Origin of the sequence: Lachnoanaerobaculum sp. MSX33 (assembly GCF_000512995.1) — a bacterium.
In the GTDB taxonomy this organism is placed as follows: domain Bacteria; phylum Bacillota; class Clostridia; order Lachnospirales; family Lachnospiraceae; genus Lachnoanaerobaculum.
On the sequence record NZ_AZXX01000007.1, the window covers coordinates 21,927 to 39,300 of the forward strand.

Below are 17,374 nucleotides of genomic sequence, written 5' to 3' on the forward strand. Positions count from 1 at the left end.
TTACCTCCCGCTTTTACTTAGTACTTCTGATGCCAACATTCTATATGCCTGTGCTCCGGTTGAAGTAGTGTCATATTCTGTTATTGGCATACCGAAGCTGGGAGCCTCCGCCAATTTAACATTTCTCGGTATTATAGTTTCAAAAATATTCTCATCAGATATAACGCTCTTAACACCTTCTATAACCTGTCCGCTTAAGTTATTTCTTGCATCGTACATTGTAAATACAATGCCTTCAATTTCAAGTGTAGGATTCAGTCTTTCTCTTATAAGATTTACTGTTCTAAGCATCTGGTTTAATCCCTCAAGAGCGTAATATTCACATTGAATAGGAATAATCACACTGTCAGATGCCATAAAAGCATTTATAGTCAGAAGACTCAAACTTGGTGGACAGTCAATTAATATATAATCATACTGCTTATATATTTCACTGATTTTTCTTCTCAAAGTTCTTTCTCTGTCTTCAAGTTCCAAAAGCTCAATTTCCGCACCGGATAAATCTACATTACTTGGAATAATATCAAGATTTTCCACCTCGGTATTTAGTATGGTATCATTTATATCTTCATCACCTATAATAACTTCATATATAGTCTTTTCCGTATTTAATTTATCTATTCCAAGTCCACTTGATAAATTCCCCTGTGGATCAAAATCTATTGCCAAAACACTTTGTCCTGCCTCCGCTAAAGCAGCTGAAAGATTAACAGCAGTAGTAGTTTTACCTACACCACCTTTTTGATTTGCAAATGAAATAATTTTTGTCATAATATCCTTCAAGCAATTGCTTGTCCTTTCTATATTTATGTTTCCCGTGAAACATTTTTATTCTTATTATTTTAGTTCTTTATTTTGTCCGAAAAGAGCTATATATTTCCTTGCCTTTTCGAATTTCCAATATAATATCTTTTTAAATAAATATTTCCCGTGAAACATTCTTTATAGATATATATTCAAAGCTTTTAAAAATTCCTTTTCGTTCTCTATGTGAGGATATTTGTTGGAATCATCTATTATCACAGTTTCAATAGCAGGATTTATCTTTACATATTCTTTGGTTATATCCGAAGAATCTCTATTAAATCTACCCTCAAATATTATTATACTGTTATCTATTTGAGAAAGTTCAAACTTTATATTTTTCTTGGTATAAAAACATACAATACTTGAATATAGTGACTTTGGTGATAAACCTCTATGTGCAGCTTCATAACATTTATCCAACATATCATCTGTGAATTTTTCTTTTTTATAGAAGTTCGGTTTTATATTATGTTTTATATTAATTTTGTATACCGCTATATTATATAGTAGAGTTCCTAAAATTGATGTACTGAGTATTGCTTTATATGTTCTGGCCCTTTTTCCCGGTATAAGATGACCATTTGACAATTTTTCAGGTGAGACAAGTATTATTTTCTCAAACAATGTGCTATCATTATCACATGCCGCAATAACAAAAGAAGAGCTGTTTCCACTGGTTATTACCGTTGTCCTTTTGCCTATAACTACCTTTATAAAATCAGAGATTAACTGGGAAAATATATGATTTGTATATGTCATAAAAGGCTTTTCAGAAAGGCCGCAACCAAGCAAATCAATAGTATATACAGTATGTGTTCTCGCAAGATTATCTATTACTTTGAACCATTCCTCGGATGATGATGCCACCTCCAAAGAGTGTACTAGCAGAATAGGATTACCATGCCCTTTTTTTCTGTACTTTATATTTCCAAATCTCCACTCAAACTCTTTTGTTTTATCTTTCTCAAGAAGATTTTTTGAAACTGCATGAATTTTTGTAATTTTATTTAATAATGATACACCTATCAATGTAGAGGATGAAATCACCATAGCAGTTAAAATTTTTAGGTATTTTTTCACTTTTTAAACCCCTTATTTTATAGAATAATATAAGCCGACAATTGAATTCTGTACTTATATTCATTCGATATATAATTACTTTTATATTTTATCATACTAGTATTTTCTAATCAATGCGATAACATTAAAATAAATTTTTATTTTTTATGTTTCACATGAAACATTACTTTGTTTCACACTATAAATTATACAATTATTTATAATTATATATTATTAAAAGAGACCGAACTTAAAATCATTGAGATATATGTGCTTTCTTAAAATATTGCTATGTTAAAAAATACATTATGACTATAATATATGCAAATAAAAAATCCATACAGTATAATGTTTCACATGAAACATCACTGTATGGATAAAATACATGTTTCATGTGAAACATATATTTACTTTATAGGTTCCTTGGTCGGTAAACCGGCTTTTCTCGGATATTTATCAGGTGTGGATTTTATTTTCTTTATATCAAGTAAAATTCTTTCTCCGTATTCACCCAGCTCAAACTTTTCAATATTTCCTGTTTCTCCACCCAGCACTTTTATTGCCTTTTGTGCCTCGGCAATTTCTACTTCATACCCCTTTGATTTATATGATATGAAACTTCCGCCAATCTTTACCAGAGGTAAACAATATTCTGAAAGTGATGCCAGATTTGCAACAGCCCTAGATACACATATATCAAACTTCTCTCTGTAATCTTTATTTCTGTCTATATCCTCAGCTCTTGAATGTATTGCATTTACATTTTTAATATCCAATATTTCACAGGTTTCTTTTATAAATTTTATCCTTTTATTAAGGCTGTCTATTAAAGTCATATTAAGATTCGGATATACTATAGCTAAAGGTATTCCCGGAAAACCTGCACCTGTACCCATGTCCGCTATATTATAATTCTTACTTCCGAGATCTTTTACGGATTTTTCCAAAGCAATACTGTCTATAAAATGTTTATATGTAAACTCCTTGATTTCTGTTATTGAAGTAAGATTCATAACCTTATTTTTCTCAACCAAAATCTCATAGAATTTATACAGCTTTTCTTTTTTCTCATCAGATATATCAACATCAAGAATATTGCTTTCCGATAAGTATTTTACCATATCATTATACATTCTTTTTCTCCTTATAAGTCTCTAAATATACCAATAATACGGTTATATCTGCAGGTGACACTCCCGATATTCTTGACGCCTGACCGATAGAGCTTGGTCTTACTTTGCTTAACTTTTGTACCGCCTCTATTCTAAGACTGTTTACATTATTATAGTCTATATCTACAGGTATTTTCTTGTTTTCAAGTTTTTTAAACTGCTTTACCTGTGATTCCTGCCTTTTTATATATCCCTCATATTTTATATTTATATTTACCTGATCTCTGACTTCTTTCCTTAGTTCTTTTCTGTCTTCATCAAGTTCTTTTGTAAGATCGTAATTTAACTCAGGTCTTCTTATAATTTCTGCCAGATTTGCTGAAGTTTGAAGAGGTGTAGATCCGTTTCTTACTAAAAATTCCTGTACTTTGGCATTCGCCCCTACATGGATATTTTTCAATCTATCAATTTCCTCATCTATTTGTCTTTCTTTTTCAAGAAGCCTTTGATATCTTTCCTCTGAAATAAGTCCTACTTCATAGCCTATTTTTGAAAGTCTGATATCCGCATTATCCTGTCTAAGAAGTAGTCTGTATTCAGATCTTGAAGTCATCATTCTGTATGGCTCATGACTTTCTTTTGTAACCAAATCATCTATAAGTACACCTATATATCCTTGATCTCTGCCTATTACAACCGGTTCTTTTCCCATAACTTTCATGGATGCATTTATACCTGCCATAAGTCCTTGAACCGCAGCCTCTTCATAACCTGAACTACCGTTAAACTGACCTGCTGCAAACAAACCATCAATAGACCTGAACTCCAAGCTGTCTTTTAACTGTCTGGCATCTATGCAATCGTATTCAATTGCATATCCGTTTCTTACTATTTCAGCATTTTCAAAACCTTCTATACTCCTGATCATTGCATACTGTACATCCTCAGGCAAAGAGCTTGAAAGTCCTGACAGATACATTTCATTTGTATAAAGTCCTTCAGGCTCTACAAAAATCTGATGTCTGTCCTTATCAGGAAATTTTACAACTTTATCTTCTATAGAAGGGCAATATCTTGGACCTGTTCCTTTTATAGCACCTGAAAACAATGGTGATCTGTCTATATTTTCTCTTATTATTTTATGAGTCTTTTCACCTGTATATGCAAGATAGCATTTTACCTGTTCTTTTTGTATACTCTCAGGATCGGTTTCAAATGAGAAAGGTACTACCGGATTATCTCCATATTGCTCCTGCATCACACTGTAATCTATGGTTCTGCCGTCAACTCTGGCAGGAGTACCTGTTTTAAATCTGTTTAAATCAATACCGTATTCCAAAAGAGAAGATGTCAGATGATTTGCAGATTTTAGACCGTTCGGTCCTGTATATTCAGCCACCTCTCCATATATACATCTTGCATTCAAATATGTACCTGTCGCCGAAATGACCGCTTTAGCAAAGTACTTACTTCCTGACACGGTTTCAACACCTTTACATATATTATTCTCAATTATAAGCTTTGTTATCTCTTTTTGACATATAGTTAGATTTGGAGTATTCTCCAAGGTTTTTCTCATTTCTTTGGAATATTCCTGCTTGTCGGCCTGTGCTCTGAGAGAGTGCACTGCCGGACCTTTTGATGCATTAAGCATCTTGGACTGTATAAATGTCTTATCAATGCATTTTCCCATTTCTCCGCCAAGTGCATCAAGTTCTCTTACAAGGTGTCCTTTAGAACTCCCACCTATATTTGGATTACATGGCATCAAAGCTATGGAATCCACGCTTACTGTAAATATTACAGTCTTCAGTCCAAGTCTTGCGCTTGCAAGTGCCGCCTCACATCCTGCATGACCTGCTCCGACTACCACAATATCATATACTTTTTCTATTATATTCATTAACTACCTCTATTTAATTGTATGCAATTATATTACTTGCCCATACAGAACTTTGAGAATATTTCATTTACAACATCATCATCCACTGTTTCACCTATTATCTCACCCAATGCTTCATAGGCATTTAAAAGATCTATTGTAAAGAAGTCCTCTTCGTATCCTTCTTCGATACTTGAAAGACACATTTCCAAAGATTCCGATACTTCATTTATTATTTCCTGATGTCTTATATTTGTTATAATTACCTGATCATTGAAATTTATCTCTTTTGAAATAAACTTAGCCTTAATCATATCCTCCAATTCATCTACTCCTATATTTTCCTTGGCTGAGAATATTATAACAGCCTTATCACTGTACTTCTTGATATCTTCAACACTTAATTTCAGCTCTCTATCAGACTTATTAAGCAGTATTATTGCATTTTTATCCTTTACACTTTCAAGCAACTCTATATCTTCTTTATCTAAAGGTAAAAGTCCGTCTATTACCACCAAATTTAAGTCTGCATTATTACTTGCCTCTATTGCTTTTTGTACTCCTATACTTTCCACCACATCATCAGTCTGCCTGATACCTGCCGTATCCGTGATATTCAAGCTGATACCTGACAATTTGATATTCTCCGTCAATGTATCTCTTGTTGTTCCGGCTATATCGGTAACTATTGCCCTGTCTGTTCTTGAAAGAAGATTTAAAATGGAAGATTTTCCGGCATTCGGCTTTCCTATTATGACCGTATTTATACCTTCCTTTATAATACTCCCGTCTTTAAATGATTTCTTTAAGTATTCTATTCTTGTATATAATTTCTTTACTATCTTTTTTAATTTATCACTGTATCCGTCCAGTGAATAATGCTCCGGATCGTCAAGTGCTGCTTCTATAAATGCTATCTGTTCCAGTATCTGAGCCCTTATTGTCTTTATATTCTCAGTTACGGCTCCGTTCAACTGTCTGATTCCGGCTTTTAATGCCAGTTCATTCTTTGCCTCTATTATATCTATTATCGCTTCCGCCTGACTGAGATCCATCTTTCCGTTCAAAAAGGCTCTCTTTGTAAATTCTCCCGGAAGTGCCATTCTTGCTCCCGACTCCAGTACAGCATGCAATACTTTTTCAAGTATCAATATACCTCCATGACAGTTTATCTCTACCGTGTCTTCACCTGTGAATGTTCTTGGTGCTTTCATCAGCATTACCAAAACTTCATCTATTATCTCTTCACCGAAAAATATATGTCCGTAGTTGATAGTATGTGAGTCCGCCTCAATCAGTCTTTTCTTTCCGCTGTATATTTTATCGGCTATACTTACGGCATCTTCTCCGCTTATTCTTATTATTCCTATTCCACTTTCTCCAAGTGCTGTCGCTATAGCGGCAATAGTATCTGTTCTCTTCATATTTATATTATCCTATTTTATTACCTTTATATTGTTACTGAAATAAAAGAGGACCATCAATAACTATGTTATTAACAGCCCTCTTTCACAAGACTAATTTTTATTGTATTTCCCTTTTAGGGCTTCTTCTGTTTTGTTTAAAATTCTTCTTCGGATAAACTGTTATATGTCTGAAAGGTTCCTCACCTACACTCTTTGTAGATACCATATTGTCTCCCTGGAGTGCCGCATGTATGATTCTTCTCTCATAAGCATTCATAGGTTCAAGCTCTGTGAACTTACCTGTTTTCTTTACCTTTGCCGCTATATTCTTTGCAAGCATTTCAAGTTTATCTTTTCTCTTTTTTCTGTAGTTTTCAGTATCAAGCTTTATTCTTATATAGCTTTCGCTGCTCTTATTTACTACAAGGCTCAATATATACTGAAGTGAATCAAGAGTCTGACCTCTTTTTCCTATCAATACGCCTAAGTCTTCTTCACTCTCTATTACAATAGAAAGCTCATTTGTCTTAAATGAGAAATTATATACCGCATGTGCAGGAAGATTCATTGCTGCAAAGAAATCCTTTAAGAAAGCATCAGCCCTGTCTCTTATCTGCTCAAGCTCATCATTTGTAAGTACTCGTCTGCTTGTAGAAGAAGGCTCTTCCTCACCGTAAAACTGTGCATATTCATCTACAGCTTCTTCAGAATGTACAGATGTCTCTTTTTCTTCTACTGCAGCTTCTTCTACAACAGTCTCTACCTTTTGTTCTAAAGTTTCCTTTTTCTCTACTTCTTTTTTCTCAATAGGAGATTTTTGTTCCTTCTGCTTTTCGTGTTTCTTTTCTGATGAATTCTTTTTCTCTGTATCAGCAGATTTCTTTATTGTAACCTTAAGAGTCCATGGCTTTGCACCGAAAACTCCCAAAAATCCATTAGTGCCTCTTTCAATTATCTCTACATCCACATTATCACTTGTGGTTCCAAGCTCTATTAAAGCCTTGGTTAAAGCTTCATCATAATTTCTTGCTGAAACTCTAGCACTGTCCATCTCTTTCCTCCTATTTATTTTTCTTAGAATTTGCCTGCTTCTCATTGTACTTTGCTACCATATTAGCCTTTGAAGCAAGTGAACCCGGTTTTGCATCCTTATTGTAATACTCTGTTGAATCCTTTAAATTCTTGGCATTCACTTCGTATTTTTTTGCTCTTTCTTCTTTTTCCTGCTTTTCAATTTCATCCATATGCTTTGCATTTTCGATGACTTTCTTATTTGCGCTTAATGCAGGAAGTCCTTGCTTTGCTCTCTTTGCATTTTGCTTTGCAAGGTTTGACTCTACAAGCTTATCAATATCAAGATCTTTAAGTCTGTAGTTTACAAGTAACTGAATAACTGTTCTTGCAAGTGCTGAAGCTATCCAGTATATACCGATACCTGCAGGGAGAGTAAAACAAAATACTACTGACATGATAGGCATTACAGTATTCATACTCTGCATCTGTTTTGCCATCTCATTCTCAGGCTCTCCGTTCTTCGGCTGGTTTGTTGTCATTACCTTAGTTGATATAAACTGTGTAACTCCGGCCAATATCGGTATTATCCATGCTACATTTATATTGTTCATTCCCTGCCATGGTGACACCGATAAATCAATACCGAGGAATGAATTCATCTGCTTAATAAGAGGAATACTTGTCTCCAAGACATTACTCATATTAGGGAATGTCTCTGACAATGTAGTCCATTTTTCAGGTGTAAATTTATATAATAAATCTATTACCTTATTTGTAATTGTATAGTCATTATTTTCTATAGGAAGTCTTACAGCTTTTGCCAAATCACTTATCTTATTTATATAATCAGACTGTTGCATAAGTGAAGTAGCCACAGTCTCAAATACGCTGCGAACACTTGTTACATATGCCGGTATTCTGTATATAACCTGATAAAGTCCGAACAATATAGGCATCTGTATAAGAAGCGGAAGACAACCGCCTGTCATACTTGTACCGTACTTACTGTACACAGCTCTTGTCTCAGCATTCATCTTCATTGCCGATTCATTATCTGTTTTTCCTTTATATTTATCCTGTATGGCCTTTATTTCAGGTTGAATTACAGCCATAAGTTTTTGTGACTTCTGCTGATTTATAGTCAAAGGTATCATTATTATATTTATTACCAGTGTAAAAATTATAATAGCGACACCGATATTTGTGATTCCCAAATCAAATATCAGATTCATTATAAATCCAAGTATTTCAGCAAACCAACCTATAATAGGTGTGGATGACTTTGTTAACAGTACAACGTCCAAGCTAATTCCTCCAAATTTCATTAGATTTTCTAACTTACTAAATTCCATAAATATACTTATGGCACAGGATCGTATCCACCTTTTGCGAAAGGATTACATCTCAATATTCTCCATATACTAAGTAATGATCCCTTTATTATGCCATGTTTTTTTAAAGCCTCTATGGCATATTGTGAACAGGTAGGAGTATAAATACAATGTGTTCTTACCTTTAGCGGTGACAGATATTTTTGATAGAATCTAATAAGCTTAATCATACCCTTTAATACTAAGCTATTTATTTTCTTCAACATTTTCTCTATCCAGTCTATGTGATTTCAGCAAATGTAAATAGGCATTTTCCAATTTATGATAATCCCCTACATCTGCACCTACTCGTACTACTACTATTATATCTAATCCCTTTTTCTCTATCTTATTCAATCTGAAAATTTCTCTCAATTTTCTTGCAAATGTATGTCTGACTACACTGTTACCGTTTTTCTTTGAAACCGATATACCTATCCTGTTGTAATCCAAATTATTTCCATATACATACATAACAAGAGTTTTATTGGCATACGACTTTCCGTTCTTATATACCCTTTGAAAATCAGCATTACTTCTTAAAGAAGGAAAATTTTTCACATAAACTCCTCAAATGCAAAACGCATCTTATATTAGATTAAATGTAATACTACCATAAACTAAAAGGATAGTCATAAGACTATCCCTAAGTAATCTTCGACAGATAAATTCTTTACTACATAATGTAGTACTCATCTGTTTTCCGGCTGTTGCCTTATTTTTTTAAGCTGATAATCTAGCTCTTCCTTTTGCTCTTCTGGCAGCTAAAACTTTTCTACCGCCTGCTGAACTCATTCTTGCTCTAAAACCATGAACCTTAGATCTTTGTCTCTTCTTAGGTTGGAATGTCATCTTCATGATCTGATACCTCCTTATTTCTTTTCGTTTGTCCAGTCTTTTTTAAGTCTATGTTCTTTACTTTTCCAAAGAACGCACCCTAGTATTATATATAAAGAAGGTATACAAGTCAATAGCTTTATCGCTCTTCACTGATTTTTAATAATGTACCTGCTACAGCTAAAGTAAGGATTGAAGAAACTATCGCCTCTGCTACTCCCTGTGTTCCTATTATACCTACTATTACAACAGGCAACTGTGTCAACTCTCTCCCTGTTGCACTTGCATAATGCTCTCCGAACAGGAAGTATATACCGCTCATTACCAATATTGTGTTTGTTACTGCCGCCATGGCACCTGATACCAGGAGTGCTATTTTCACCTTACCTGTTTTTCTTATTGCTCTAAAAACAAGTGCAGCCACTATACCTACCAGTATTCTCGGAACAAAACATACTATTACAGATCTTATTCCGCCTGTGTATCCTGCTATGGCCGGTGCAAACGGTGAAAAACAAAATGATGTCGGGTTCGGCATGAATGTATTCTTCCACATACTGCCAAGTCCGAATACAAATCCCAGTCCTGCTCCCTCTTTCCACCCAAGTAAGATTGCCCCAATGGCTACCGTTACATGAATGATAGTTGCGTTCATTATACCAAGCGGTATAAATCCCAAAATAGGTACCAATGTCTGAATAATAATTATAGCTATGAAGATAGCCATGATTACCATTCTTTTTGTCTTCTGATAAGAATCTCTCTTCATTTTTTTCTCCTCTCGCTACTACTCCTATTGGATATAATGCACTTAATATTATATATTTAATACTCCGTTTTATCAATATTTTTATTATCTCAAAGTAAGAATATTGTTCCCCGGATTTTCGACTGTTAAAATTCTTATCAACATAATTATCCACATTCACCTGTATATTTTCATTGTTTAAAATCTAAATGTTTATATTTTAGTTATCCACATTTTGTTGATAGTGTGTGGATATTTTATTTTATCTCAATGTTGACATTTCTTATTTTGTTATATTTTAAGCTATTTTTCTTTGTCAACATCGTTATCAACATTCTGTGTATAAGGCTTTTTTACATCTATTTTTATCATTTTTTAATATGGATAATTTATTTTACAATTTTTAATCAACTACGTTGTCCATAACTTTGTGAATATCTATGTTGATAATTTTCTTTTTTACTTTTTCTTTACATTGATATGAATACCTTTTTTTGATATACTTTACCTAGTTTATACTTATCCTAAAGGAGTAAAAAGGATGATAGATAAGATAAAATCCAGTTGGGAGGAAATAATCACATTTTTAAGGGATGATTATGAGCTCTCACCTGTATCATACAATACATGGATAAAACCCATGATTCCGACATCAATAGATAAGGATTCAAAGGGAGTTTATACCTTGGTCATCACTGTTCCTTCACAACCTTTTAAAACTTATGTTACAAAAAAATACTCCCTATACCTTTCGGTATCCATAGAGGAAGTTACCTTAATAAAGTGTAATGTCGTTTTTATAGAAAAGTCGGAGCAGGAAACAAAAAAATATCAAAATACGCTGATAGACAATAAGCGGCATCCGGTAAACAACCTGAAGCTTTTAAGTGCAAATCTGGATCCGCTTTATACTTTTGATACATTCGTAGTAGGTAAAAGTAACGATCTGGCACATGCAACCGCTATAGCTGTAGCGGAATCTCCGGGAAGTCAAAATCCGGGGGAACATTACAATCCCTTCTTTATATATGGAGGCGTTGGTCTTGGAAAAACTCACTTGATGCATTCCATTGCACATTACATATTGGAACACAATCCGGAGGCAATCATTTTATATGTCAGCAGTGAGAAATTCCTTAATGAATATATTGATGCGCTAAAAAACAGCAATTTACAGGAATATCGCTCAAAATATCGTAATGTAGATGTACTTCTTATTGATGATATTCAGTTTATCGGCGGTAAGGATGCAATACAGGAAGAACTTTTCCATACTTTCAATGCATTGTATGAGCAGAAAAAACAGATAATACTTTCTTCAGACCGACCTCCTATGGAACTTAAAAACCTTGAAGAGAGACTTCGTTCAAGATTTGCCTGGGGTGTGGCAGTAGAGATTTTTTCTCCGGACTTTGAAACAAGAATGGCAATTCTTAGAAGTAAGGAAGAAAGAGACGGCAAAAACATTGATAATGAAGTTATTCAATTTATTGCTACCAATATAAAGAGTAATATCAGAATGCTTGAGGGAGCACTAAATAAGCTTTACGCTATGAGCAGACTTAATAAAAATCAGGAAATTGATATAGAGCTGGCAAAAACGGTACTGAAGGATATGATCACTCCCGATGCTCCTACAAAAATAACTTCAGAGTATATTGCAACTGTGGTAGCGGATCATTTCAATATCACCGTGGCGGAATTAAAAGCCAAGGGAAGAAAAGAGCCTGTAGCAACTGCAAGACATATTACAGTTTATCTTTGCAGAAAAATGACCAATGATACTCAAACTAAAATAGGTCAATTTTTGGGTGACAGAGATCACTCCACGATAGTCAATTCCGAGGATGTAATTACTAAGAGAATCGTCTCTGACAGTGAGCTGAATCAGACAATTGAAACTATCAAAAAGAAGATTTCTCCACAGTAATCCAAATTATACGGGTAGTTCCCAAACATGGTGATGTTTACAAAAATAAGCTAAAAAGCAAGTATTTACAAGGCTTTTAAGACTTTTGCACTTATCCACACACTATAATAATACTAATACTAAAATATATTTAATTATTTATCATGGCGAGCGAGCTCCTTACTGAGTAAAAAATCGCCAACCGGAGGAACAATGAATTTAAAATTTCAAAAAGCACAATTGGTAAATGCTTTAAGCATTGTAATGAAGGCTATATCTACCAAGACTTCAAGTGTTATTTTAGAATCAATACTTATAACGGCAGCTGATAACAGAGTTGTTTTAGACGCTACAGATACGGAACTTTCAATTCAAACAGAAGTGGATGCGATTATAGTAAATCCGGGTGGAGTAGTTTTAAATGCAAAACTATTCTCAGAGATTGTAAGAAAGTTTGAAAATACGGATTCTTTAATAGAGCTTGATGTAGATAAGGATTTCAAGACCACTATCAGATGTGAGCAGGCTGTATTTAATATTATGGGAATTGATCCCGTAGAGTTTATACCGATGCCGAAGGTAGACAGGGATGATTTTATCAAGCTTTCACAGTTCAGTTTAAAAGAAGTTATCAGACAGACCGAGTTTTCCACAGCTATAAGCGATATCAACAGAATGATGGGTGGAGAGCTTATAGATATTAAAGACAATGTGGCTAAATTCGTTACTCTTGACGGACATAGAATGTCTATCAGAAATATTGAATTGAACGGAAGTTTTGAAAATCAAAGATGTGTGGTTCCTATAAAGTCCTTACAGGAAGTTATGAGGATAATTGACAGCGATACTCAAAAAGATGTTAATATTTATTTTTCAAAGGATCATATACTCTTTGAGTTTGATAAAACACTTGTATTGTCAAGAATACTTGACGGTGAATATTTCAGAATTGAGACCATGCTCTCGAGTGATTATGATACCAAGGTTACCGTCAGCAGAAACAGATTTCAAAGTGCTATAGAGCAGGCTATGATACTTATCAGGGAAAATGAACATAAGCCTTTGATTCTTAATATAGAAAACGGAATACTTACATTGTCCGTAAATTCATCACTTGGATTTATGGATGCCAAAGTAAATATTGAAAAAAGCGGAAGTGATTTAAAGATTGCCTTTAACCCTAAGTTCTTAGTGGATGCATTAAAGGTAATTGATGATGATTTTGTAGATATTTATTTTACAAACGCAAAATCGCCATGCTTTATTAGAGACGATAAAAATTCATACACTTACCTGATATTGCCGGTAAATTTTGTAGGATAAAGGTGAAATATGCAAGAAGTTAAAATTAGAGATGAATATATAAAGCTGGAGCAGGCTATGAAGCTTGCAGGTGCCGTATCTATGGGTTCGGAAGCCAAGATGGTAATACAGGCCGGAGAGGTTTTGGTAAATTCCGAGGTGGAGCTTAGAAGAGGTAAGAAGCTTAGAGACGGCGATATATTTACATACGAGAACAATGATTATAGAATCGTTGGAGCTTAAGGACTATAGAAACTATGAGAGTTTGAATATCCAGCTTTCAAGCGGTGTAAATATATTTTACGGTGACAATGCGCAGGGAAAGACAAATATTTTGGAGTCAATATATCTTGCCACCACTTCAAAGTCTCATAGAGGAAGTAAAGATAAAGATATTATAAAATTCGGAAGCAATGAATCGCATATCAAGCTGATGATAGAAAAAAACAACTCATCTGTAAGACTTGATATGCATTTGAAAAAGAGCAAGTCTAAGGGAGTTGCTATAAACGGTATTCCGATAAGAAAGCTTAGTGAGCTTTTCGGTACCTGTAATGTTGTATTTTTCTCTCCTGAAGATTTGAATATTATCAAGAGAAGTCCTAAGGAAAGAAGAAATTTTGTGGACATGGAGCTTTGTCAGTTAAATAAGCTCTATGTTTCCACTTTAGTTACCTACAATAAGGTGCTTGATCAGAGAAACAAGCTTTTAAAAGAAATCGGTTTTAAGAGCGGTGTTGAGGATACTTTGGATATCTGGGATATGCAGCTTGTAAAATACGGTAAGGATTTGATTGCTTACAGAGAAGCCTTTATAAAGGAATTAAATGGGGTCATTTTCGGTATACATTCTTTACTCTCAGGTGGTGAGAAGATAAATGTAGTATATGAAAAGAATGTTGAAAAAGATGATTTTGAAGAAGAACTGAAAAAATCAAGAACAAGTGATATAAGGTATAAGACTACGAATGTAGGACCACATAGAGATGATTTTTCATTTTTTCTAAACGGTGAAATGGATTTGAAAAAGTTCGGATCTCAAGGGCAGCAAAGAAGCCTTGCCTTATCATTAAAATTATCCGAGATAGAGCTTATAAAATCAAGATACGGAGAATTTCCGGTGCTTTTATTGGATGATGTATTATCCGAGCTTGACGGAAAAAGACAGTCTCATCTTTTGGAATCCATAAAACATATTCAAACTTTGATTACCTGTACAGGTGTGGAAGATTTTTTGAATAAATCTTTGGATATTGGAAAGGTGTTTAAAGTAACAAATGGTACAATAAAAGAAAATGAATATAATTAACTCATTGTATACAAGTATTTTATAAAATTGTTTAAATTTTGAGTAATCAAAAAATTTCTTTTTTGTGGTGTTATGTGGATGTAAAATAAAAATAAAAACTTACACCTTGTTAAAAATTAATAAAAATATAGAATATAAAAATGATAATATATAAAAAAATAATGTTAAAATCTTCGTAAAACTCTGTTAAAATTTGCAGACTTCAAAATTGTGTGTTATATTATCACACATAAATTCACACATGTATATTTATAAACTGATTTCGGAGGTAATATTCAATGACAAAAAAGAGAATTAATACATTCATAGGATCTATAGGAGCATTTATCGGAGTTTTAGTATTCTTATCTTATATACCGCAAATTATAGCAAATATAGGTGGTGAGAAATCTCAACCGCTGCAGCCGCTTGTAGCGGCAATATCTTGTTTGTTATGGGTTATATATGGCTTAACAAATGAACATAAAATAGATTATATCCTTATTATACCGAATGCGGCAGGTGTAGTTTTCGGATTTTTGACTTTTATAACAGCTTTGTAATAATGTATATTTTAGGGGTGCGTGGCACCCCTTTTTTCTTATTTATATGTAGTAATTTTATTCCACATTTTCAAAAAAAATGTTATAATATATCGATATGACATTAAGAGTAAATTTTCCTGAGAATATATTCTCAGATGATTTAAAGGAGATAGTATGAGTACAGAGTATGATGCATCCCAAATTCAAATACTGGAAGGTTTAGAGGCCGTTAGAGTAAGACCCGGAATGTATATTGGTTCAATATCATCAAGGGGTCTTCATCATCTTGTTTATGAGATAGTAGATAACTCTGTAGATGAGGCTCTTGCAGGATTTTGTACCGAGATAAAGGTAAAAATAAATGAAGATAATTCAATCACTGTAAGAGATAATGGTAGAGGTATACCGGTAGACATTCAGCAAAAAGCCGGAAAGCCGGCGCTTGAAGTGGTATTTACAATACTGCATGCCGGAGGAAAATTCGGCGGTGGAGGGTATAAGACCTCAGGCGGATTGCATGGAGTTGGTGCATCTGTAGTAAATGCACTATCTACATGGTTGGATGTAAAGGTTTATAAAGAAGGAAAAATCTATCATATGCGATTTGAAAAGGGTAAAGTCGTAGAGAATATGCATGTGATAGGTGAATGTGATCCGAGTGAAAGCGGTACCGAGGTAAGCTTCTTACCGGATGCCGATATATTTGAGGAAACAGTATATGACTTTGATATATTGAAAGTCAGATTAAGAGAGACAGCTTTCCTCACCAAGGCATTAAAAATTGTTTTGATTGATGACAGAGAAGAAAAAAAAGAAATGTCTTTCCACTATGAGGGTGGTATCAAGGAATTTGTTACCTATCTCAATAAGGGTAAGGCACCTATATATGATGAAGTAATATACTGTGAGGGTGTGAAAGAAAATGTGGTTGTGGAAGTTGCAATGCAGCACAATGACACCTATTCCGAGGGAATTTATACTTTTGTAAATAATATAAATACTCCTGAGGGTGGAACTCATCTTTCAGGATTTAAAAATGCACTTACAAAGACATTTAATGAATATGCCAGAAACAATAAACTGCTAAAGGAAAATGAGGACAATCTCTCCGGAGAAGACATAAGAGAAGGACTTGTAGCTATAATCTCTGTAAAGATACAGGATCCACAGTTTGAAGGTCAGACAAAACAAAAACTTGGAAATTCCGAGGCTCAAACTGCGGTAAATGCCATAGTAAGTGAGAAGCTTACTTATTTCCTTGAGCAAAATCCGGGAATAGCAAAGCTTATAAGTGATAAGGCTATTACAGCGCAAAGAGCAAGAGCTGCGGCAAGAAAGGCAAGAGATCTTACAAGAAGAAAATCTGCACTTGACGGTATGAGTTTACCCGGTAAACTTGCGGACTGTTCAAGTAAGAATCCTGAGGAATGTGAGATATTTATAGTCGAGGGAGATTCTGCGGGAGGTTCCGCAAAATCCGCAAGAAAGAGAGATACTCAGGCTATTTTGCCTCTTAGAGGAAAGATACTCAACGTGGAGAAGGCAAGACCTGATAAGGTATATTCAAATGCCGAAATAAAGTCAATGATTACAGCATTCGGTACAGGTATACAGGAAGATTTTGATATCGGTAAGCTTCGCTATAACAAGATTATCATAATGACCGATGCCGATGTGGACGGAGCTCATATTGATACCTTGATGCTGACATTCATATACAGATTTATGCCTGAACTTATAAAGGAAGGTCATGTATATCTGGCTCAGCCGCCACTGTACAAGCTTGAGAAGAATAAAAAGGTATGGTACGCATATTCTGATGAAGAACTTGATAATATTTTAAAAGAAGTCGGAAGAGATCAGAATAATAAGATACAAAGATATAAAGGTCTGGGAGAGATGGATGCCGAGCAGCTTTGGGAAACAACTATGGATCCTGAACGCAGAGTACTTAAAAAGGTAGTACTTGATGATTCAATGCTTTCAGAAACAGATTTAACATTCACTACTCTTATGGGAGACCAGGTTGCTCCGAGAAGAGAGTTTATAGAAACAAATGCGAAATACGTATCGAATTTGGATATTTAAAAAGGTA

General features: G+C 34.2%; 17 protein-coding genes. 6 read left to right on the plus strand and 11 right to left on the minus strand.

What is annotated here, in order from left to right; genetic code table 11:
- The 11 genes from HMPREF1495_RS00675 to HMPREF1495_RS00725 form a co-directional block, all read right to left on the minus strand.
- The gene (locus HMPREF1495_RS00675) at positions 1-771 is read right to left on the minus strand and encodes a ParA family protein (protein WP_007594911.1); all 771 of its coding nucleotides are present in this window, start codon (positions 769-771) and stop codon (positions 1-3) included.
- Between the two features lie 171 nt (positions 772-942).
- A complete protein-coding gene (locus tag HMPREF1495_RS00680) occupies positions 943-1,887 on the minus strand; it encodes an alpha/beta fold hydrolase (RefSeq protein WP_034211190.1) in 945 nt (314 codons plus the stop codon).
- 386 nt (positions 1,888-2,273) lie between these two features.
- Positions 2,274-2,999 (minus strand): 16S rRNA (guanine(527)-N(7))-methyltransferase RsmG, encoded by a 726-nt coding sequence (gene rsmG, locus HMPREF1495_RS00685; RefSeq protein ID WP_034211191.1) that lies wholly within the window; start codon positions 2,997-2,999, stop codon positions 2,274-2,276.
- Positions 2,992-4,881 (minus strand): tRNA uridine-5-carboxymethylaminomethyl(34) synthesis enzyme MnmG, encoded by a 1,890-nt coding sequence (gene mnmG, locus HMPREF1495_RS00690; protein WP_034211192.1) that lies wholly within the window; start codon positions 4,879-4,881, stop codon positions 2,992-2,994. The genes rsmG and mnmG overlap by 8 nt, the downstream gene beginning before the upstream one ends.
- A 32-nt stretch (positions 4,882-4,913) precedes the next feature.
- Complete coding sequence (mnmE, locus tag HMPREF1495_RS00695) at positions 4,914-6,284, minus strand: tRNA uridine-5-carboxymethylaminomethyl(34) synthesis GTPase MnmE (RefSeq protein WP_034211193.1); 1,371 nt, start codon at positions 6,282-6,284, stop codon at positions 4,914-4,916.
- A gap of 100 nt (positions 6,285-6,384) precedes the next feature.
- Positions 6,385-7,317: an RNA-binding cell elongation regulator Jag/EloR gene (jag, locus tag HMPREF1495_RS00700; RefSeq protein ID WP_034211195.1), complete on the minus strand. Its 933-nt coding sequence runs from the start codon at positions 7,315-7,317 to the stop codon at positions 6,385-6,387.
- 10 nt (positions 7,318-7,327) lie between these two features.
- Complete coding sequence (locus tag HMPREF1495_RS00705) at positions 7,328-8,584, minus strand: YidC/Oxa1 family membrane protein insertase (RefSeq protein ID WP_034211197.1); 1,257 nt, start codon at positions 8,582-8,584, stop codon at positions 7,328-7,330.
- A 56-nt stretch (positions 8,585-8,640) separates the two neighbouring features.
- A complete protein-coding gene (gene yidD, locus HMPREF1495_RS00710) occupies positions 8,641-8,877 on the minus strand; it encodes a membrane protein insertion efficiency factor YidD (protein WP_007594919.1) in 237 nt (78 codons plus the stop codon).
- Complete coding sequence (rnpA, locus tag HMPREF1495_RS00715) at positions 8,858-9,211, minus strand: ribonuclease P protein component (RefSeq protein ID WP_007594920.1); 354 nt, start codon at positions 9,209-9,211, stop codon at positions 8,858-8,860. The genes yidD and rnpA overlap by 20 nt, the downstream gene beginning before the upstream one ends.
- A 162-nt stretch (positions 9,212-9,373) precedes the next feature.
- On the minus strand, positions 9,374-9,508 hold the full coding sequence (rpmH, locus tag HMPREF1495_RS00720) for a 50S ribosomal protein L34 (protein WP_007594921.1): 135 nt from the start codon (positions 9,506-9,508) through the stop codon (positions 9,374-9,376).
- A gap of 118 nt (positions 9,509-9,626) precedes the next feature.
- On the minus strand, positions 9,627-10,256 hold the full coding sequence (locus HMPREF1495_RS00725; RefSeq protein WP_007594922.1) for an ECF transporter S component: 630 nt from the start codon (positions 10,254-10,256) through the stop codon (positions 9,627-9,629).
- A 520-nt stretch (positions 10,257-10,776) separates the two neighbouring features.
- Between HMPREF1495_RS00725 and dnaA the strand changes: the two genes are divergently transcribed.
- From dnaA to gyrB, 6 genes are all read left to right on the plus strand, one after another.
- Positions 10,777-12,165, plus strand: coding sequence for a chromosomal replication initiator protein DnaA (gene dnaA / locus HMPREF1495_RS00730; protein WP_034211209.1), 1,389 nt, complete (start codon positions 10,777-10,779; stop codon positions 12,163-12,165).
- A gap of 192 nt (positions 12,166-12,357) precedes the next feature.
- Complete coding sequence (gene dnaN / locus HMPREF1495_RS00735; protein WP_034211211.1) at positions 12,358-13,467, plus strand: DNA polymerase III subunit beta; 1,110 nt, start codon at positions 12,358-12,360, stop codon at positions 13,465-13,467.
- Between the two features lie 9 nt (positions 13,468-13,476).
- On the plus strand, positions 13,477-13,689 hold the full coding sequence (locus tag HMPREF1495_RS00740) for an RNA-binding S4 domain-containing protein (protein ID WP_007594926.1): 213 nt from the start codon (positions 13,477-13,479) through the stop codon (positions 13,687-13,689).
- Positions 13,664-14,755, plus strand: a complete 1,092-nt coding sequence (gene recF, locus HMPREF1495_RS00745; protein WP_007594928.1) for a DNA replication/repair protein RecF — start codon at positions 13,664-13,666, stop codon at positions 14,753-14,755. Before HMPREF1495_RS00740 ends, recF begins: the two co-directional genes overlap by 26 nt.
- 278 nt (positions 14,756-15,033) lie before the next feature.
- Positions 15,034-15,297: a SemiSWEET family transporter gene (locus HMPREF1495_RS00750; protein WP_007594929.1), complete on the plus strand. Its 264-nt coding sequence runs from the start codon at positions 15,034-15,036 to the stop codon at positions 15,295-15,297.
- Between the two features lie 156 nt (positions 15,298-15,453).
- Complete coding sequence (gene gyrB / locus HMPREF1495_RS00755; protein WP_034211213.1) at positions 15,454-17,367, plus strand: DNA topoisomerase (ATP-hydrolyzing) subunit B; 1,914 nt, start codon at positions 15,454-15,456, stop codon at positions 17,365-17,367.
- Positions 17,368-17,374: the final 7 nt, after the last annotated feature.

Coding starts and splice junctions, on each gene's coding strand:
- HMPREF1495_RS00740 (WP_007594926.1), top strand. CDS start 13,477: ATGCAAGAAGTTAAAATTAGAGATGAATATATAAAGCTGGAGCAGGCT.
- dnaA (WP_034211209.1), top strand. CDS start 10,777: ATGATAGATAAGATAAAATCCAGTTGGGAGGAAATAATCACATTTTTA.
- HMPREF1495_RS00725 (WP_007594922.1), bottom strand. CDS start 10,256: ATGAAGAGAGATTCTTATCAGAAGACAAAAAGAATGGTAATCATGGCT.
- HMPREF1495_RS00750 (WP_007594929.1), top strand. CDS start 15,034: ATGACAAAAAAGAGAATTAATACATTCATAGGATCTATAGGAGCATTT.
- dnaN (WP_034211211.1), top strand. CDS start 12,358: ATGAATTTAAAATTTCAAAAAGCACAATTGGTAAATGCTTTAAGCATT.
- HMPREF1495_RS00675 (WP_007594911.1), bottom strand. CDS start 771: ATGACAAAAATTATTTCATTTGCAAATCAAAAAGGTGGTGTAGGTAAA.
- jag (WP_034211195.1), bottom strand. CDS start 7,317: ATGGACAGTGCTAGAGTTTCAGCAAGAAATTATGATGAAGCTTTAACC.
- recF (WP_007594928.1), top strand. CDS start 13,664: ATGATTATAGAATCGTTGGAGCTTAAGGACTATAGAAACTATGAGAGT.
- rpmH (WP_007594921.1), bottom strand. CDS start 9,508: ATGAAGATGACATTCCAACCTAAGAAGAGACAAAGATCTAAGGTTCAT.
- mnmE (WP_034211193.1), bottom strand. CDS start 6,284: ATGAAGAGAACAGATACTATTGCCGCTATAGCGACAGCACTTGGAGAA.
- rsmG (WP_034211191.1), bottom strand. CDS start 2,999: ATGTATAATGATATGGTAAAATACTTATCGGAAAGCAATATTCTTGAT.
- yidD (WP_007594919.1), bottom strand. CDS start 8,877: ATGTTGAAGAAAATAAATAGCTTAGTATTAAAGGGTATGATTAAGCTT.
- gyrB (WP_034211213.1), top strand. CDS start 15,454: ATGAGTACAGAGTATGATGCATCCCAAATTCAAATACTGGAAGGTTTA.
- mnmG (WP_034211192.1), bottom strand. CDS start 4,881: ATGAATATAATAGAAAAAGTATATGATATTGTGGTAGTCGGAGCAGGT.